The 18,324-nt window shown below is 67.8% G+C and carries 14 protein-coding genes; 10 read left to right on the top strand and 4 right to left on the bottom strand.

Going from position 1 to position 18,324, the window contains the following annotated elements:
• The first annotated feature begins 1 nt into the window (after position 1).
• The gene (locus VGV06_10965; protein ID HEV2055676.1) at positions 2-925 is read left to right on the top strand and encodes a glycine/sarcosine/betaine reductase selenoprotein B family protein; all 924 of its coding nucleotides are present in this window, start codon (positions 2-4) and stop codon (positions 923-925) included.
• A complete protein-coding gene (locus VGV06_10960) occupies positions 922-2,115 on the top strand; it encodes a CoA transferase (GenBank protein ID HEV2055675.1) in 1,194 nt (397 codons plus the stop codon). The genes VGV06_10965 and VGV06_10960 overlap by 4 nt, the downstream gene beginning before the upstream one ends.
• Before the next feature lie 247 nt (positions 2,116-2,362).
• Here VGV06_10960 and VGV06_10955 read toward each other — a convergent pair whose 3' ends face one another.
• The 3 genes from VGV06_10955 to VGV06_10945 form a co-directional block, all read right to left on the bottom strand.
• Positions 2,363-5,758 carry an adenylate/guanylate cyclase domain-containing protein gene (locus VGV06_10955; GenBank protein HEV2055674.1) on the bottom strand — a complete coding sequence of 1,132 codons (3,396 nt, stop codon included), beginning with the start codon at positions 5,756-5,758 and terminating at the stop codon, positions 2,363-2,365.
• Positions 5,759-6,076: 318 nt separating this feature from the next.
• Positions 6,077-7,615, bottom strand: a complete 1,539-nt coding sequence (gene nagZ / locus VGV06_10950) for a beta-N-acetylhexosaminidase (GenBank protein ID HEV2055673.1) — start codon at positions 7,613-7,615, stop codon at positions 6,077-6,079.
• Entirely contained in the window at positions 7,612-8,784 is a 1,173-nt protein-coding gene (locus VGV06_10945; protein ID HEV2055672.1) for a DUF1343 domain-containing protein, read from the bottom strand. Before VGV06_10945 ends, nagZ begins: the two co-directional genes overlap by 4 nt.
• A gap of 167 nt (positions 8,785-8,951) precedes the next feature.
• Here VGV06_10945 and VGV06_10940 point away from each other — a divergent pair, with 167 nt between their 5' ends.
• A complete protein-coding gene (locus tag VGV06_10940; protein HEV2055671.1) occupies positions 8,952-10,142 on the top strand; it encodes an ATP-binding protein in 1,191 nt (396 codons plus the stop codon).
• Positions 10,143-10,147: 5 nt separating this feature from the next.
• Complete coding sequence (murQ, locus tag VGV06_10935; GenBank protein HEV2055670.1) at positions 10,148-11,044, top strand: N-acetylmuramic acid 6-phosphate etherase; 897 nt, start codon at positions 10,148-10,150, stop codon at positions 11,042-11,044.
• A 6-nt stretch (positions 11,045-11,050) separates the two neighbouring features.
• Here murQ and VGV06_10930 read toward each other — a convergent pair whose 3' ends face one another.
• Positions 11,051-12,781 carry an IlvD/Edd family dehydratase gene (locus VGV06_10930; GenBank protein HEV2055669.1) on the bottom strand — a complete coding sequence of 577 codons (1,731 nt, stop codon included), beginning with the start codon at positions 12,779-12,781 and terminating at the stop codon, positions 11,051-11,053.
• Between the two features lie 72 nt (positions 12,782-12,853).
• Between VGV06_10930 and VGV06_10925 the strand changes: the two genes are divergently transcribed.
• From VGV06_10925 to VGV06_10900, 6 genes are read left to right on the top strand one after another with little or no spacing between them, the layout of a single operon-like run.
• Positions 12,854-14,011: a mandelate racemase/muconate lactonizing enzyme family protein gene (locus VGV06_10925; GenBank protein ID HEV2055668.1), complete on the top strand. Its 1,158-nt coding sequence runs from the start codon at positions 12,854-12,856 to the stop codon at positions 14,009-14,011.
• Entirely contained in the window at positions 14,008-14,805 is a 798-nt protein-coding gene (locus tag VGV06_10920; GenBank protein ID HEV2055667.1) for an SDR family NAD(P)-dependent oxidoreductase, read from the top strand. The genes VGV06_10925 and VGV06_10920 overlap by 4 nt, the downstream gene beginning before the upstream one ends.
• 6 nt (positions 14,806-14,811) lie before the next feature.
• Entirely contained in the window at positions 14,812-15,222 is a 411-nt protein-coding gene (locus tag VGV06_10915) for a DUF4864 domain-containing protein (protein HEV2055666.1), read from the top strand.
• 21 nt (positions 15,223-15,243) lie between these two features.
• Complete coding sequence (locus VGV06_10910) at positions 15,244-16,437, top strand: acyl-CoA dehydrogenase family protein (protein HEV2055665.1); 1,194 nt, start codon at positions 15,244-15,246, stop codon at positions 16,435-16,437.
• 22 nt (positions 16,438-16,459) lie between these two features.
• A complete protein-coding gene (locus VGV06_10905) occupies positions 16,460-17,446 on the top strand; it encodes a 2-oxoglutarate and iron-dependent oxygenase domain-containing protein (GenBank protein ID HEV2055664.1) in 987 nt (328 codons plus the stop codon).
• Between the two features lie 8 nt (positions 17,447-17,454).
• Positions 17,455-18,249: an enoyl-CoA hydratase-related protein gene (locus tag VGV06_10900; GenBank protein HEV2055663.1), complete on the top strand. Its 795-nt coding sequence runs from the start codon at positions 17,455-17,457 to the stop codon at positions 18,247-18,249.
• Positions 18,250-18,324 lie beyond the last annotated feature (75 nt).

The raw sequence follows: 18,324 nt of genomic DNA, 5'->3' as shown, positions 1-18,324 counted from the left end.
TATGGGAGATCCGAAGGTATTCGCCGCTGAGCACGACGTGCCGATCCAGTACATCCAGCGCACGCGCGACTACTACCTGGCGCTCGGCTACGGCGCGTATCGCTGGGCGCACTTCGACGACGTGCCCTTCACGCCGCTCACCATGTCTCTGGCGAAGGCGCGCGTGGCCCTGATCACGACGGCCGCGCCGTACCAGCCAGGGCTCGGCGACCAGGGGCCGGGAGCGAAGTACAACGCCGCCGCCAAGTTCTACAAGGTCTACTCTGATACCTCGGAGACGGTGCCCGAACTGCGCATCTCGCACGTCGGGTACGACCGTAAGCACACCACGGCCGAGGATCCGAACACCTGGTTTCCGCTGGCGCGCCTGCATGAGGCCGTGAAGGCGGGACGGATCGGCACGCTGACGCCGCGGTTTTACGGCGCGCCGACGAACCGGAGCCACCGGGTGACGATGGAAACGGACGCGCCGGAGCTCCTCCGGCGGTGCAGGGAAGACGGCGCGGACGTGGCCGTGCTCGTCCCGAGCTGACCCGTGTGTCACCAGACCGTGAGTCTGGTGTCCAGGCATCTCGAGGCCAACGGCCTCCCGACCGTCATCATGGGATGCGCCAAGGACATCGTGGAGCGTTGTGGGGTCCCGCGCTTCCTCTTCAGCGATTTCCCGCTCGGGAACTCCGCCGGACGCCCGTTCGACGTCGAGTCGCAGTCGGCCACGCTGGAGCTGGCGCTGCGCGTGCTGGAGGGAGCACCCGCGGGCCGGACCACGGCGCAGTCGCCGCAGAGATGGCGTGACGACGCGTCCTGGAAGCTCGACTTCTACGACCTCGCCAAGCTGACGCCGGAGGAGATCGCCGAGCGGCGCAAGGAGTTCGACGTCGTGAAATCCGTGGCGAAAGCTAAGCGCGAAAAAGACGGCGTATGAGCAAGCCGTTCGCCGGCGTCCGGATCCTCGACTTCACCCGGTACCTCGCGGGCCCGTACGGCACCTACCAGCTGGCGCTCCTCGGCGCCGACGTCCTGAAGATCGAGTCGCGCGACGGTGACGAGACGCGCAGCCAGCTGATCAGCAAGGAGTGGGCGGACCGCAAGATGCCGCCGGGCTTCCTGGCGGTGAACGGCAACAAGCGCAGCATCACGCTCGACCTCAGGCGGCCGGAGGCGGTCGAGGTGGTCAAGCGGCTCGTCGCCACGGCCGACGTCGTGTGGGAGAACTTCCGGCCCGGTGTGATGGACAAGCTCGGGGTCGGCTACGAGGCGCTGTCTGCGATAAACTCGCGGTTGATCTACTGCGCGGTCTCGGGCTTCGGCCACACGGGACCGGAGCGGACGACGGCCGCCTTCGACGGCAAGCTGCAGGCGATGTCCGGGATCATGTCGATCACCGGCGAGCCCGCGGGCGGCCCGATGCGCGCCGGCTTCGCGATCTGCGACACGATCGGCGGCATCACCGCGGCGCTGGCGGTGGCAAGCGCGCTCTACCAGCGCACCCACACCGGGCTGGGGCAGTTCGTGGACGTCGCGATGCTCGACGCCGCGCTCGCCTTCATCCCCGGCCCCGTGTCCGAGTACACCGTGGCCGGCATCGAGCAGCGGCAGATCGGCAACGACTCAGTCAGCCGCAAGCCGACGGCCGGCCGCTTCCGGGCGCGGGATGGGTACATCGTCCTCTCCGTGCTGACGGAAAAGCAGTTCGTGAGACTCATGCGCACGATCGGGCGCGCCGACGCGCTCGACGACCCGCGGTTCAAGGACTGGCAGGCGCGGACCGACAACGTGGCGGCGCTCCGCGAAGTCATCGAAGGCGCGCTGGCGACGGACGATCCCAAGAGCTGGGAGGCGCGGCTCACCGCGGCCGACGTTCCGTGCGCCTGCGTCTGGAAGATCGACGAGATCGTCGAGCACCCGCAGCTCAAGCACCGCGACGTGCTGCAGACGGTCGACTCGCGCTATGGACCGATGCGACTCGTGGGCGCGGGCTTCAGGCTCGCGCACGGCAGCCCGGGCATCGACCGGGAGCCGCCGACCCTCGGCGAGCACACGGACGAGATCCTCGCTGAAGCGGGCTACGCGCCGGCCGAAATCGAGCGCCTGCGGCGCGACGCCGTCATCTGACCTTCAGGCCCTCGAACGGCGGGACGAACGCTAGCTCCGTGATGGCGGGTACCTCCGCCAACCGAGGTCCGACGGTCGCTGATGATTCGACAGTATCGGCGTGATGGCAGCGGCCACTATCCGCACTGTAGGGATGGTCCCCAAGGATAGCCCCACGAACGAGAACGGGTATCATGCTGGCTACGCGCACTTCAGGAGCCGAGTGAGCCTAAGTCGCGATTCTCAGCTTAGCAGCGGGGACAGCACATCAGTCGATCGCCAATGCGTCGAGCAACGCCCGCGCATCCTTCAGGTCGGCGGTGTCGAATCCTTCGGTGAACCAGGCGTAGACCTCCGCCAGCAGGCGTCGCGCATCCTCGCGCTTGCCCTGTCGTTGGAGCAGACGGCTCAAGCTCGTCGCGGCCCGCAGCTCGAGCGACTTGGCGCTCTGGTGTCGAGCGATCTCGACGGCCTGACGAAAGCAACGTTCCGCGTCCTCTGCCCCGGGACCGGCGCCCGCCAGGAGCAGCTCGCCTTTAAGCCGATACAGCTCGGCCTCGTTGAAGCGGGCCGACGTCTCTCGCGCGTGCGTCAGGCCTTCGGCGACCGCCTGCAGCGCCTCCTCGATGCGGCCGGCGCCGCGATAGGCTTCAGCGAGTGATGCCCAACAGTGCGGCAGTTCGAGCACGGCTCCGGAGCTCCGACACACGTCCATTCCGCGCACGATGAGCGCGAGGCCTTCGTCCACCTGCCCTTCCTGCGCGATCGCCCAGCCTTGCTCGACCATGCCACAGCCGAGAAAGAACGCATTCCCCTGCTCCGTCGACAAGGCGATGTCGGTCTCGGCGCAGGCCTTGGCGAGTGGGGCCTCTCGACGAAGGTGACGGACCACGGCGCCGAACTCCACGGCCAAGATCATGCTGAACGTCTGGGACAGCTCACGCGCAAGCGCGATGGCCTCCTCGTTACGTCGGACGGCTCGATCGGGATAGCCCAGGTACCACAGCGCAACCGCTGAAAAACTCCGGCATGCGACGCCAGGGTCATAGCCTGCGTGTTGGTGGGCGAGGACGCGATGCTCGTCGGATCGATACAACTCGATGCCGCGCTCCAGGTGTTCCAGGGAGCGGGTGAACTCACCGAGCCAGTACAGGGTGTCGCCGAGGACATCGTGGGCAACCAACCGCAACGCCGCGTCGTCGTCGACGGCCAGGGCCAGCCGGAACAGCTCTTCAGCGAGCTCCAGTGCGGTCTTCAGATCCCCGCGCAGCTCGTGGAATTCCCAGAGCCCTCTGAGCACGGCGAAGAGCTCTGACCTCCCGCCCAACTGTCGGCACAGCGCCAGCGCTTGCGTGTAGTTCTGTTCGACTTCGCGCGCTCCGAGGCCCTTCGTGGACATCAGGGCCGGCCCCAGGGCCGTCCGCAGAGCGACCTCGCGCTCCCGCCGGTCGCGACTGTCGGGCAGCGTCGCCAGGACGTTCAGTCCCTTCGTGAAGTGCGCAATGCCTTCGAGGTTCGCTGACCGTTCGACCGCGCGTTGGCCCGCTCGCTGCCAATAGTCGACCGCCTGATCGGCCAGACCGGCCTCAGTGTAGTGGTGGGCTACGAGCTCGGGTTGCGTTCCGGTCGTCCCCGGGAATCGTTCGACAAGCGTGTCAGCAATTCTCGTGTGAAGTTGCTTCCTCCGGCTCATCAGCATCGATTGGTACGCGGTCTCCTGGATCAGCGCGTGCTTGAAGATGTACGTGGCATCGGGAGGCACCCCGCGCTGATGGAGCAGGTCGGACTCGCCGAGTTTTTCGAGCGCGGCCTGCAACGTCCTGTCGTCGATGGATGCGATGGCGCGCAGGAGCTCGTACGGAAACGTGCGCCCGAGCGCCGCGCCGACCTGCGCCACTTCCTTCACCGTGCCCAGGCGATCGAGCCGGGCCATGAGCGAATCCTGGAGCGTCGAGGGAATCGCCAACGGAGGAAGCGCCTCGGTCAGCTCGTAGCGGTCGCCCTGGTCTCGAAGCAAACCGGATTCGAGCACCATTCTCGTGAGCTCTTCCACGAACAAGGGAACGCCGTCGGTTTTTGCAACGACCTGCTGTAGGACTTCGGCGGGCAGCGACTTTCCGCCCGTCACTCGCTCGACCATCAGTTCGGTCTGCTTTCGTGTCACTCGGTTCACCGTGAGGTAGGTGAAGTGACTGCGATGGGCCCACGGCGGTCGAAATTCCGGGCGCGACGTCATGAGCATCAAGATCGATGCAGCCGGCACCTGACCGAAGACGAAATCGACGAGCTCGCGCGTGGACGGGTCAGCCCAGTGAAGATCTTCGACGATGAAGAGGAGCGGTTGCTCTGCGGCGAGCGCCAAAAGCTGGGCCACGATGGCTTCGAACGTCTTCTCCTTCTGGCGTTGAGGCGTGAGGTTCAATGGCGGGTGCTGGTCGGGAACCGCAACGGACAGGAACGCGGCCCAGAGCGACACCGCCTCGGGCTGGGCCAGACCATATCGGACGAGTCTTGCTTCGATCTTCGCGACCCGCTCGGGTGGCGCGTCATCTCGATCGAACTGGAGCGCGCGCTCGAAGAGGTCGATCAGCGGATAGAGGGCGCTGTCCTGGTGGTAGGGAGAGCAGCGACATTCCCACCCGAGGTACCCCTCCGCAGCGATGTGATCTTTCAAGACCCGAACCAGCCGCGACTTGCCGATCCCGGGCTCGCCACTGAGCAACACCACGTGGCCGCGTCCATCTTTGACGTGCTCCCAACGGTCGAGGAGCAGGCCGACTTCCTGATCGCGTCCTACCAGCGGCGTGAGTGCCTCCGCTGCCGAAGCTTCCAGCGAATTCGCCGCCCCGCCGTCACCCTGGACCCGGTACGCGCGCAGCGGTGCCGGCAGCCCCTTGACAACCTGCGCGCCGAGGTCAGTCACCATGACCGATCCCCGCAGGAGTCGATGCGTCGCGGCGCTGATCACGACGGTATCGGACTCTGCGATGGCCTGGAGGCGCGCCGCGACGTTCGGTGTTTCGCCGAGCGCCAACTCTTCGCGCCGGCTCGCTCCGCCGATTTCCCCGATCACGACCAGCCCCGTGTGGATGCCGACACGGACCGCAAGCGTGATCCCCTTCTCGCGTTGCAGGCGCGCGTTCAGCGTTGCGATCGCCTCGATGATGCCGAGGCCGGCTCGTACGGCGCGCCGAGGGTCGTCCTCACTGGCGACCGGATACCCGAAATACACGAGCAGACCGTCGCCGAGGTACTGCGCGACATTGCCATGAAGCTGGCGGATCACGGCGTCACATACCTGCTGGTAGGAGCGCACCACGTCGCGGAGCACCTCGGGATCGACCCGGGCTGCCAGCTCTGTCGATCCGACGAGGTCGCAGAACATCACCGTGAGTTGCCGGCGCTGCGCCTCTGCGGGACTCTTCGAGGCGCGGACGATTTCGGTGAAGTCTTCGGCAGTGGCGGCCTCGGCCCTGACAAGATGTAATGGCTCGGGTGTCGGTGTGGGAGTCGCCGCCAGCGGTGTTCCGCAGTTATCGCAGAACGTGCTTCCGGCCTCCACCTTCGCGCCGCAGCTCGAACAGACGGGAGCGAACAGTGCGCCGCACTCGCGACAGAATCGTGCCCCCTCGCGGTTCTCTGCCTGACACTGAGAACAGTTCATGCCGGGCCTCACACCACCTTTTCGGGACGTGGCGCACTTTAGCGCGGCTCAACGAGTGGGGTCAAGCGAGCCGAGTGGCACCCGTGTTTCCTCTACGAGGAAAGTGTACTCGTGATCCCGACCCAAGAAGTTCCAGGGCTCCACGTTGTACTGGATTCGCGTACTTGTCAGGATACCTCGGTAACCCTTGACGGGCGGTCGAGAACAAGTCAAGCCATCCTCGGTGGCAGGCCGCCATCCAAACCTCGAGAAGCTTTCGCGTGGTTCTGTGACAGGGCCGGAGAGAGCGCGGGACCAAGCCGGCTCTAGCTGAGGGCGCTAGGCTCTGGGTTTCGCACGAGCGGGGGCGAGGAGACGGGCGAGGGCTGCGTCGAGCTGGCAGCGGCGCCAGCCGTAGGCAGTGATGCCGACGACGCCTTGGGCGAGATACTCCGCGTCCCACGGGTCGCGCATCAGCACGACGCCGAGGGCGCGCGCCGACTTCTGGAGCGCATCCAGCAGCGCGCGGCTGGACGGGTAGAGGTGGGCGTCGTAGAGGAAGAGGATGGTCGCGTCGGCGCCCCGGGCCGTCGAGGCGGCGCGTGTGATCTCGGTTTCGCTCGGCTCCACGCCGACCACCTCCACCACGGGTTCGATGCCGTAGAGCGCCAGCGCCTGGGTGACGAAGCGCGTCTCGTCCAGCATCGCGTCCTCGACCGTGACCCTCTCGGCCAGCGACGACAACCGTGGAAAGACGGCGACCACTCGACCGTTGAGGGCGCGGCTGAATGCGGCGCTGGGCGGGGTCACCGGCGTCACGGCGCGGGTGGCGAGAGCCTTGGCGAGAGCCTCGCCGTCGCGCTCGGGGCGTGGCGGGCCGCCCTCGAATCGCGCGGAGCGCTTGGCCGCGAGCGCGTCGAGGCGCGCGGCGCTTTGCTCGAGTCCCCGCGGGGGCAAGTCCGCGGCGCTGTAGGCATCGAGCAGGGCGGCATGGGCTTCACGTTGGCGCGCAGGCGTGTGGCAGACGAGCAGCAGGTCGTGCCCCGCCGCCGCCGCTCGCACCGTAGCCTCGCCCACAGTGCAGATCTCGCCGATCGCGCCCATCTCGAGGTCGTCCGAGACGATGACGCCGCGGTAGCCGATCTCGTCGCGCAGGTACTCCGCGACGATCAACCGCGAGAAGGTCGCGGGCGTGTCCGGCGCGGGGTCGAGGCGTGGGTAGAGCGGGTGCGAGGTCATGATGCAGTCCACTCCCGCCTCGATGGCCGCGAGGAACGGCGGCACGTGCGTCGCGTGCATCTCGCTCCAGTCGGAGTCGATGACGGGCAGGCCCAGGTGGGCGTCTTTGGTCGCGTGGCCCTTGCCCGGGAAGTGCTTGGCGCAGGCGGAGACGCCGGCCGACTGGAGCCCGCGGATGCGCGCGGCGCCGTAGCGCGCTACAAGGGCCGGGTCCTTGCCATAGGAGCGGATGCCGATGTTCGGGCTGTAGCGCTCGGTCAGCACGTCCAGCACCGGGGAAAAGTTCACGTCCACGCCGAGCCTGCGCAGCTCGCGGCCCTCGAAGAGTCCCTGGCGGTTGACGAAGTTTACTTCTCCCGCGGTGCCTGCGGCCAGGTTGTCGGGGAAGATGGTGACGGCGCGGCCGAGCATGATGACGCGCCCGCCCTCATGGTCGGTGGCAACCAGCAACCTGCGGCCGAGCGCTTCCTCGAGGCCTGTCAGCAGGCGGTGAAGGCGCTCGGGCGTCTCGAAGTTGCGCCGGTACAGCATGAGGCCTGCCGCCTGTGTCTCGCGGAACAGACGAATATCGGCGTCGCTCAGGTCGGGTCCCGGCAGGCCGAACATGAGACGGCGGCCCACGAGCGTCTCGAGTGTCATCTATAGAGAAGGAACGGGCGGCGCGCGCGGGCGAAGCCGGCGAGGTCGCGGCGCCAGGAGGCTTCGAGGCGCCCGAGTGGCGCCCCATCCTCGATCGCGCGGCGAATGGACGGGCCGCCGCCGAGGAGATCGATGGGGAGCGTGCGCCGCTCGAACTCGTACGGCGGCTTCCGCCACCTGAAGTGTCGCGGGGCCTGACTGCGCGCCTCGGCTAGGAGCGCGATGTAGGTCGCGACGGGTTTAAACCGCTCCGGATCGCTCACGTGGACCTGCACGCCGCCGCAGCGCCGCCCCTTCCATTTGTGGAAGGCGGGCTCGAAGCCGATCGCGCGGAAGCGCGCTCCCGGCAGCCGCCTGCGCGTAAGCGCCCGCTCCAGCCGCGACCCGTCGAGGAAGGGGGCGCCGATCCACTCGAACGGCCGCGTCGTGCCGCGGCCTTCGGAGAGATTCGTGCCCTCGACGAGGCAGCCGCCGGGATAGACGCGGGCCGTGTCCGGCGTCGGCATGTTCGGCGACGGCGCCACCCAGGGCAGCCCCGTGTCCTCCCAGCGCATGGCGCGTTGCCAGCCGAGCATCGGCACCACCGTCAGGTCGCATCCGAGCCCGTGCGTGTCGTTGAGATAGCCCGCCAGCTCGCCGATCGTCATGCCGTGTCGCGTCGGCAGGGGATAGAGACCGACGAACGAGGCGAAGCGCGGATCCGGCATGTTGCCTTCGAGCTTCTCGCCACCGAGCGGATTCGGCCTGTCGAGCACGACCACCGGCAGTGCCGCCCGCGCGGCCCCGCGCATGGCGAGCGCCATCGTCCAGACGAAGGTGTAATAACGCGCGCCCACGTCCTGGAGATCCACCACGAGGGCGTCGAGCCCTTCGAGCGCGCGCGGGTCGGGGGCGAGGCGCTTACCGTACAGGCTCACGACGGGGAGACCGGTCAGCGCGTCGCGCTCGGCGCCGATCTTCGCGTGGTCCTGGGCGGCTCCCATGAGGCCGTGCTCCGGCGCGAAGAGACGGCGGAGCTTCGCGCCGCGGATAGCGCCGATGGCGCGCGCCGCATGACTTAGGTTGCGGGTGACAGAAGCCTGGTGGCAGAGAAGGCCGACGGTGCGCCCGTGAAGGAGAGACGGGAACCGCGAGACCAGCACGTCGAGGCCCGACAGGACGGCGGCCATGGACCTTTATAGTAGGCCCGACTTACGGCTGGACCAAGCGAGATGGATGGTCTTGGGTCCAGGACGTAAACCGCGTTTACGGGGTTCGGGCTCATCGAATAGTGGGTAGAAATTCACCATTCAATGGGTAAAATATACCCATGATTCGGAGACATATCGAGACGAACTTGAAGGCGGCGCTGGGCGATACGCCCGTGGCCCTGCTTGTCGGCGCGCGTCAGACGGGAAAGAGCACCCTTGCCCGGACGCTCGTTCCCAAGAATCGATACGTGACGTTGGACGATGCCACGACTCTGGCGTCTGCGAAGGCGGACCCTACGGCGTTTGTCGAACAGTTCGACACGCTGGTCGCGATCGACGAGGTTCAGCGCGTGCCGGAGCTGTTCCTGGCCATGAAGGCGGTCGTTGATCGACGGCGCCGGCCCGGCAGGTTCCTTCTGACGGGGTCAGCGAACGTGCTCATGATCCCGCGGATCGCCGATTCCCTGGTCGGGCGAATGGAGCATCTGACCCTCTGGCCGCTGTCTCAGGGTGAGATCGCCGGACGCCGGGAGGGGTTCGTGGACGTCCTCTTGGGAGCCCGCCTCCCATCTGCGCCTCTTCGGGTAAGGCGGAGGGAGATTCTCGGTCGTGTCCTCCGTGGCGGCTATCCCGCGGTTTACAGACGGGATGAAGGCCGGCGCCGAGCCTGGTTCGGCTCCTACGTGACCGGCGTGCTCCAGCGGGACATACGCGACCTCGCGAACATCGAGGGACTGACCGCGCTGCCACGGTTGCTTGCCCTGCTCGCCGCTCGGACAAGCGGAGTCTTGAATCTGGCGAGCATCAACAGCGCGATCGGCATCTCGTACACGACCCTGCAGCGCTATATGTCGCTGCTGGAAACCACCTTCTTGATCCGTACCGTGCCGGCCTGGTCGAGGAATCTGGGCAATCGGGCCACGAAGACGCCGAAACTCCTGTTCGCGGACACGGGTTTAGCGGCGGCCTTGCTGGGACTGTCCCGGGAACGCCTGGAAGCCGATCGGGAGGTGTTTGGCAGGTTGTTCGAGAATTTCGTGACGATGGAATTGGTGAAGCAGGCCTCCTGGCATATGAAGAGGCCTGAGGTGTTCCATTTCCGGAGCCAGAAGGGTGCGGAGGTGGATGTCGTCCTGGAGGTCGATGGCCGGATCATCGGGATCGAGGTCAAGACGGCTGAGAATCTCAGCGGCGATGACTTCCGCGGCCTTTCCATCCTGGAGGATATAGCCGGGCGGCGGTTCCACCGGGGGATCGTCCTCTACATGGGCAATCGGATCGTCCCCTTCGGATCGAAGCTGCATGCGGTCCCGTCATCCGCATTGTGGAAGTGGTGAGGAGCATGGCGAGGATTCACTACGACCGCCTGCCCACCGAGCGCCCCAACCCGCGAAGCCGCGCGCTCGACCGGCTGAGCCCCGTCGCGATCGCGCGTTTGATGAACCGAGCCGATCGCGAAGCGGTGAAGGCCGTCGGCAGGGCGGCCCCGGCCATCGGCCGCGCGGTCACGGCCATAGTGGCGCGCCTCAGCCGCGGCGGCAGGCTCATCTTCGTGGGCGCCGGCACGAGCGGCAGGCTGGGGGTCATCGAGGCGGCCGAGTGCCCCCCTACCTTTAATACGCGCCCCGGCCAGGTCCAGGCGGTCATGGCCGGCGGGCGGCGGGCGGTGTTCCGCTCGGTGGAGGGCGCCGAGGACGACGCCCGCGCGGGAGCCCGCGCGGTCCGCGGGCGGGCCGATCGTCGCGACGCGGTCGTGGGCATCGCCGCGAGCGGCGTCACGCCCTTTGTCCGCGCGGCGCTCGGCGAGGCCCGCAGGCGCGGCGCGCTCACCGTGCTCGTGACGTGCAATCCTTCAGTGCCTCACGCGGCGGCACGAATTGTCATCGCCCTCAGGGTCGGGCCGGAAGTGCTCGCGGGCTCGACCAGGCTCAAGGCGGGGACCGCGACCAAGCTCACCCTTAACACGCTGACCACCGCCGCCTTCACGCGGCTCGGCAAGGTCCACGGCAACCAGATGGTGGATCTCCAGCCGCGCTCGGCTAAGCTCCGCGCCCGCGCCCGGCGGCTCGTGCGGGATCTCGGGCAAGTGAGCGCGGCGCGCGCCGGGAAGCTTCTCGATCAGGCGGGCGGGAGCGCCAAGGTCGCGGTCGTGATGGCGCGGCGCCGCGTCACGGCCGTCGAGGCGCGGCGGAGGCTCAGAAGCGCGGGCGGCTTCCTCGGGCCCGCAGCGGGGATCTGAGCGCGGCTACGAGTGGCTCGGGCCCGCTGTGTCCTCCGACCTCACCGGCGTCTGCCCGCGAAGGAAATCGAAATCCACTCCCTCGTGGGCCTGGAGCACGTGGTCGAGGAAGAGCCTGCCGTAGCCCCGTGTGAAGTGGGGAGGGCGCGGCTTCCAGAGCGCCCGGCGGCGCGCCAGCTCCTCGTCCGGGACGCGGAGCGTCAGGCGGCGGTTCGGCACGTCGAGCTCGATCTCGTCCCCGTTCTCCACCAGCGCCAGCGGTCCGCCCACCTCCGCTTCGGGCGAGACGTGAAGGACCACGGTCCCGTAGGAGGTGCCGCTCATGCGGGCGTCGGAGATCCTGACCATGTCCTTGACGCCCTTCTTGAGGAGCTTCTGCGGGATGGGCGCGGCCCCCCACTCGGGCATGCCGGGCGCGCCCTTGGGCCCGACCCGCTTGAGGACGAGCACGGAAGTTTCGTCCACCGGAAGATCCGGGTCGTCGATCCGCGCGTGCAGGTCGTGGTGGTCCTCGAAGACGACGGCGCGCCCACGATGGGTCAGGAGATGCTGCGAGGCGGCCGACTGCTTGAGCACGGCGCCGCTCGGGCAGAGGTTGCCCGTCAGGATGACCGTACCGCCCTCGCTCGAGATCGGCATCGCGAGCGACCGGATGACGTCCGGGTTCATGTTTCTAGCACTCGCCACGTTTTCGGCGATGGACGCGCCCGTGACGGTGGGCGCGTCGCGGTGGAGGAGCGGCAGGAGCTCCTTCAGGACCACGGGTAGCCCGCCCGCGTAGAAGAAGTCTTCCATCAGATACTTGCCCGAGGGGCGCACGTTGACCAGAAACGGCGTCGTCCGCGACAGCTCGTCGAAGCGCGAGAGCGGAAGCTCCACGCCGGCCCGTCCCGCGATGGCGACCAGGTGGATGATCGCGTTGGTCGAGCCGCCGATGGCCATGTCGGCGCGGATCGCGTTGTCGAAGGCCTTGGCGGTGAGGATCTTCGACGGCTTGAGCCCTTCACGCGCCATGTCCATGATGCGGCGCCCGCTCATCTCGGCGAGCGCCATGCGCCGCGAGTCGGGCGCGGGGATGGCCGCGTTGCCGGGCAGCGTCATGCCGAGCGCCTCGGCCATCGCGGCCATGGTCGAAGCCGTGCCCATGACCATGCAGTGCCCCGCCGAGCGGGACATGCACGACTCCATCTCGCACCATTCTTCCTCAGACAGGCGGCCGGCGCGCAGCTCGGCCCAGTAGCGCCAGTTGTCGGTGCCCGAGCCGAGCTCTTCCTGCCCCCACATGCCGCGCAGCATGGGCCCGCCCGTGACCATGATGGCCGGCACGTCGGCCGAGGCGGCGCCCATCAGCATCGCCGGCGTCGTCTTGTCGCAGCCCGACAGGAGGACTACACCATCGAGCGGGTAGGCGCGGATGCACTCCTCCACGTCCATGGCCATGAGATTCCGGAAGAGCATGGTCGTGGGCTTCATGAGGACTTCGCCCAGCGAGATCGTCGGGAACTCGAGCGGGAAGCCGCCGGCCGAGAGCACCCCGCGCTTGACGGCCTCTGCAACCTGGCGGAGATGCGAGTTGCAGGTGGTCAGCTCCGACCAGGAATTGGCGATGCCGATGACGGGGCGGCCGTCGAACATCTGGTCGCTCCACCCTTCGGCCTTGAGCCAGGAGCGATGGGCGAAACCGTCGAGGTCCTTCTTGCCGAACCAGTTCCTGCTGCGAAGCTCGGGGCCTGCCATGGGGTGTCTCCTCCAGCGTAGGGTTTGGCACGGTTGGGTTGGGGTGCGCGCCAGTATAGAATGGCCGGCGCCATGAAAATCGAACGGATTAGAACCTACCATCTGCGCGTGGAGCTGACACCGGCCGAGGCGTTCGCATATTCTCAAGCCCACGTCACCGCGCGGACGGCCATGCTGGTCGAGATCGTGGCCGACGACGGCCGCTCCGGCTGGGGCGAGGCCTACGGGCCGCCCGCCCCGAGCCGGACCATCATCGACGAACTCTACGCGCCGCGGCTCATCGGCCGCGACCCCATGGACACGACGGTCATCTGGGAAGAGCTCTACGCGGCGATGCGCGACTACGGCCGCACGGGCTTCCCTGTGGCGGCGCTTTCGGCGGTGGATATTGCGCTGTGGGACCTCAAGGGCAAAATCCTCGGCCAGCCCGTGGCCAAGCTCCTGGGCGGCGCGTTCCGCACTCAGCTCACGGCGTACGCGACGGGACTCTACCGTCACGACGTCCCCGACCACGCCGCCGCGCTCGCCGCCGAGGCGCGCGCCTATATCAACGACGGGTTTCGCTTGATGAAACTCAAGGTCGGCTTCGGAGTGGACGAGGACGCGCGCAATGCGCGGGCGGTGCGCGACGCGATCGGCCGGGAGTGTCGCCTCGCGGTGGACGCCAACCACGCCTACGACGCCATGACGGCCATCCGGCTCGGGCGCCTCATCGAGCCCCTGGACATCGCGTGGTTCGAGGAGCCGGTGGTGCCCGAGGACCTCGACGGCTACCTGCAGGTGAAGCGGGCGCTCACGATACCCATCTCGGGAGGCGAGGCCGAGTACGCGCGTTTCGGCTTCCGCGCGCTCGTCGCGCGCCGCTGCGTGGACATCCTCCAGCCGGACATCTGCGGCTGCGGCGGCTTCACCGAGGCCGCTCGCATCGCCGCGCTGGCCAACACGTGGGGCGTCACGGTCTATCCGCACGTCTGGGGCAGCGCGGTGGGGCTCCACGCGAGCGTTCAATGGGCGGCCTCGCTGCCGCCGAATCCGGCGGCGCTGATCCCGGGCGAGCTGTGGTTCGAGCTCGACAGGACGCCCAATCCCTTCCGCGAACAGTTGGCGACCGAGCCGCTCAAGCGCGCCGGTGCTATCATCGGGGTCCCCGAGCGGCCCGGGCTCGGCCTCGAGGTGGATCGCGCCGTGCTGGAACGCTACGCAGTCACGACAGGAGAGACGAAGCGATGAGACTCCAGGGCAAGGTGGCGGTGGTGACCGGCGGCGGCGCGGGCATCGGGCGTGGCATCGTGTTGTGCATGGCCAAGGAGGGCGCCGACATCGCCATCCCTGACATCCAGGACGCCAACGCCGAGGCCGTGGTGAAGGAAGTCCAAGCCCTCGGGCGCAATGCGGTATCAATGCGCTGTGACGTGACCAAGGCCGCCGACGTCAAGGCCTCGATCGATCGAATCAAGAAGGATCTCGGCCGGATCGACATCCTGGTGAACAACGCCGGCATGGCCTCCGCGCCCGGCATGCCCTTCACCAATAATTCGGAAGAGGACTGGGACACAACCTACGCGGTCAACCTCAAGTCGGTCTTCCTCACGTGCAAGGAGATCGCGCCCTACTTCATCGAGCGGAAGGCGGGCCGTATCATTAATATTGCCTCCATCGCCGGGCCCTTGGCGGCCCAGACCATGCCGCCCTACTCGGTCGCCAAGGGCGGCGTCATCACCTTCACGCGCGTGCTCGCCAAGGACCTGGCGGTGCACGGGATCACCGTCAACGCGATCTGCCCCGGCGTGCTGTGGACGGCCTTCTGGCAGAAGCTCGCCCAGTACCTCGCCGACACGAACCCCGCCTTCAAGGGAATGACGGCGCGCCAGGTCTTCGACAAGCGCATCGGCGACATCATCCCCCTGAAGCGCGAGCAGACGCCCGAGGACATCGGCTGGGCCGCGACGTTCCTCGCGTCGGAAGAAGCGCGGAATATCACGGGACAGGCGCTGAACGTCGATGGCGGCTCGGTGATGCACTAAAGGCCTATGTACACTCTCATCCTCGCGCTGCTCCTGCTCGTGCCGGCGCTGCCCGCGCTGGCGCAGACGGCGAAGCCCGCGCCGAAGGAGGCGACCGAGCCCGTCATCAAGCAGCTCGAAGCGTTCCGCCGCGGCGACTTCGACACGGCGTACACGTTCGCGTCCTCCGAGATCAAGGAGCAGTTCAGCCGTCCCGCCTTCGAGCAGATGGTCAAGATGGGATACCCGGAGATCGCCCACTCGACCTTCGCCACCATCGCGGCATCCGCCGTCGCGCCGAACGGCCACGTCTACCTCTCGGTGAAGATCCGCGGCGCCAACGGCAACAGCATCGAGGCGTTCTACGAGCTGGTGCTCGAGAGCGGCCAGTGGAAGATCAACGGCGTCACCGCCAAGCCCGATCCCGGCCTGGTGTAGCGCGCGCCCGGAGAGCACTCCATGGACTTCGACTTCACGCTAGAGCAGCAGCGTTTCCGCGCCGAGGCCCGCGCCTGGCTCCTCGAGAACGTGCCGGCCGACCTCAAGGGCCGGGCCTTCGCCGCCTCGCGCGCCGACCGGCAGGAAGTGGACCGGCTGCGCGAGTGGCAGCGCACGCTGCACAAGGCGGGCTACGTCGGGCTCGATTGGCCCGCCGAGTACGGCGGCCGCGGCACGTCCCTCATGGAGCAGATCATCCTCTACGAAGAGATGTCGCGGACCGAGGCGCCGCAGCCGGTCAACCGCGGCGGCATTTCCATGCTCGGTCCCACGCTCATGACCCACGGCACGGCCGCGCAGAAGGCGCGTCACCTCGGCAAGATCTTGAACGCCGAGGAGATCTGGTGCCAGGGCTTCTCCGAGCCCAACGCCGGCAGCGACCTGGCCAATCTCCAGACGCGCGCCGTCCTCGACGGCGACTCGTACGTCATCAACGGCCAGAAGGTCTGGACGAGCATGGCGCACGTGTCCGAGTGGGGGTTCTTCCTGGTCCGCACGGATCCCAGCGCCGCCAAGCACAAGGGCATCACCTTCATCCTCGTGGACATGAAGACGCCGGGCATCAGCATCAGGCCGCTCCGGCAGATCACGGGCGAGGCCGAGTTCAACGAGGTCTTCCTCGAGAACGTGCGCGTGCCGGCGTCGAACGTGGTCGGCAAGGTCAACGAGGGATGGGGCGTGGCTATCACGACGCTGGCCCACGAGCGCGACGTCTTGACCATGATCCGCCACATCAGCCTGCGCACGGCGCTCGAACGCCTGATCGCGCTCTCGAAGCGTACGATGCGAAACGGCAAGCCGGCATCCAAGGATCCGGTGCTGAGACAGAAGATCGCGGGTCTCCAGGTCGCAGAGCGCTGCCTCCAGCTCAACGGCTACCGAAGCCTGACCAGGATCCTCCAGGGCGCGCACCCGGGCCCGGAGGGCTCGACCTCCAAGCTTTTCTGGAGCCAGGTGGACCAGGAGCTGGCCGACGTCGCCACCGAGGTCATCGGCCCCTACTCGCAGATCGCCGCGCCGAGCGCGCTTGCCCCCGACGACGGCCAGTGGGAGTTCTACGCGCTGCTCGCCCGCGGCAGCGGGATCCGCGCCGGCACCTCGGAGATCCTCCGCAACATCCTGGGCGAGCGGGTGCTCGGACTCCCGAAGGACTAGGACCCCGCAGCGCTCAGATCCCATGGCTCTCCGCGAAGTTCCGCTCATCGACATCGCGCCCTTTCTCGCCGGCTCCGCCGACGGGCGGCGTCGCGTGGCGCCCAAGGTGGGCGCGGCGTGCGAGGAGATCGGGTTCCTGATCGTCACGGGGCACGGCGTGCCGCGCGAGCAGGTCGACGCGATGTACGACGTCTCGAAGCGATTCTTCGCGCTTCCGTTGGAGGAGAAGATGAAGGCTCGCGGGCGCGACCGGAGCCGCGGCTACGGCCCGATCGGGGAAGAGGCGCTCTCCTACGGGCTCGGCAGGGCCGCGCCCGCCGACGTCAAGGAGGGCCTCTACGAGGGGCCGATGGACGTCCCCGACACCGCCTACTTTCGTGGGCCCGAGGGAGCGCCGCACTTCGTTCCGAACGTCTGGCCCGAGAAGCCGCCCGAGCTGCCTTCGGTGTGGCGCGCCTACTATCGGGAGATGGAGCGGCTGGCCGCCGACATCATGCGCGTCTTCGCCGTCGCGCTCGACCTGCCCGAGCGCTTCTTCGCCGACAGGATCGACAAGCACGCGAGCCGCGTGCGGGCGATCAACTACCCTGACCAGGCAGAGCCGCCGCTGCCCGGGCAGCTCCGCGCCGGTGAGCACACCGACTACGGCACGATGACGATTCTGAAGATCGAGGACGCGCCGGGCGGCCTCCAGGTTAAGACCCGGCAGGGCGAGTGGCTCGACGTGCTGCCGGTGCCGGATGCCTTCGTGGTCAACATCGGCGATCTCATGATGCACTGGACGAACGACAAGTGGATCTCAACGCTCCACCGTGTGCTCAATCCGCCGCGCGACGCGAAGCTCGGCACACAGCGCATCTCGCTCGCCTTCTTTCACCAGCCGAACTACGACGCGCTGATCGAGTGCCTGCCGAGCTGCGAGGGGCCCGGCAACCCGGCCAAGTACCCGCCTGTCACCTCCGGCGAGCACCGCAACCGCAAGTTTTCGGCGACCACCGTCGCCTCCTGAGGAGAGCCATGACCGCCCAGACCGACGAGCTGCTCTACGACGTCAAGGACAAGGTCGCCACGCTCACGCTCAACCGCCCCGAGAAGATGAACGCGTTCACCGGGCCCATGATCGACCGGTGGGCCTGGGCGCTCAACGAAGCCCAGCGTGACCCCGACGTCAACGTGGTCGTGGTGACGGGTGCCGGCAAGGCGTTTTGCGCGGGCGGCGACGTCGCGCGCATGGGCCAGGGCGAGCCCTCGGCGCTCGACGGCAAGAACGGGCTCTGGGAGGGCATCCACCGCGTGCCCAAGACGCTCGAGCAGATGGACAAGCCCGTCATCGCGATGATCAACGGCGTGGCGGTGGGCGCCGGCATGGGCATGTCGGTGATGTGCGACCTGCGCATCGCCGCCGACACCGCGCGCTTCTCGACGGGCTACGTCCGCGTCGGGCTCGTGCCCGGCGACGGCGACACCTATTTCCTGCCGCGCCTCGTCGGCACGGCCAAGGCGCTCGAGTTGCTCTGGACCGCCGACTTCATCGAGGCGCCCAAGGCGCTCGAGCTCGGGATCGTCAATCGCGTCGTCCCCGCCGACAAGCTGGCGGAGGAGACCTACGCGCTCGCGCGCCAGATCGCCGACGGGCCGCAGATACCTATAAGGATGATAAAGAGGCTGGTCTACCAGTCCATGCGCCTCGACCTGCGCACGCACCTCGACCTCGTCTCCTCGCACATGGGGCTGGTGCGCCAGACCGCCGACCACAAGGAAGGCGTCCAGGCCTTCAAGGACAAGCGCCCGCCGAAGTTCACCGGGCGGTAGGAGCTGTGGCGGGAGGCGGGCGGCCGCTACACGGCCTCCGCGATCGCCTTGCCGAGGTCCGCCGTCCGCGCCTTC

The organism is Candidatus Methylomirabilota bacterium (assembly GCA_035936835.1).
Classification (GTDB): Bacteria; Methylomirabilota; Methylomirabilia; order Rokubacteriales; family CSP1-6; genus AR37.
The sequence above is the reverse complement of the archived record's forward strand: the minus strand, read 5'-3'. Positions and strand labels throughout refer to the sequence as shown.

Bases quoted from the DNA above. Each gene is read 5' to 3' on its own strand.
- VGV06_10930 (HEV2055669.1), bottom strand. From the start codon at position 12,781: ATGGCAGGCCCCGAGCTTCGCAGCAGGAACTGGTTCGGCAAGAAGGAC.
- nagZ (HEV2055673.1), bottom strand. From the start codon at position 7,615: ATGACACTCGAGACGCTCGTGGGCCGCCGTCTCATGTTCGGCCTGCCG.
- VGV06_10945 (HEV2055672.1), bottom strand. From the start codon at position 8,784: ATGGCCGCCGTCCTGTCGGGCCTCGACGTGCTGGTCTCGCGGTTCCCG.
- VGV06_10905 (HEV2055664.1), top strand. From the start codon at position 16,460: ATGGCTCTCCGCGAAGTTCCGCTCATCGACATCGCGCCCTTTCTCGCC.
- VGV06_10920 (HEV2055667.1), top strand. From the start codon at position 14,008: ATGAGACTCCAGGGCAAGGTGGCGGTGGTGACCGGCGGCGGCGCGGGC.
- VGV06_10955 (HEV2055674.1), bottom strand. From the start codon at position 5,758: ATGAACTGTTCTCAGTGTCAGGCAGAGAACCGCGAGGGGGCACGATTC.
- VGV06_10915 (HEV2055666.1), top strand. From the start codon at position 14,812: ATGTACACTCTCATCCTCGCGCTGCTCCTGCTCGTGCCGGCGCTGCCC.
- VGV06_10960 (HEV2055675.1), top strand. From the start codon at position 922: ATGAGCAAGCCGTTCGCCGGCGTCCGGATCCTCGACTTCACCCGGTAC.
- murQ (HEV2055670.1), top strand. From the start codon at position 10,148: ATGGCGAGGATTCACTACGACCGCCTGCCCACCGAGCGCCCCAACCCG.
- VGV06_10925 (HEV2055668.1), top strand. From the start codon at position 12,854: ATGAAAATCGAACGGATTAGAACCTACCATCTGCGCGTGGAGCTGACA.
- VGV06_10910 (HEV2055665.1), top strand. From the start codon at position 15,244: ATGGACTTCGACTTCACGCTAGAGCAGCAGCGTTTCCGCGCCGAGGCC.
- VGV06_10900 (HEV2055663.1), top strand. From the start codon at position 17,455: ATGACCGCCCAGACCGACGAGCTGCTCTACGACGTCAAGGACAAGGTC.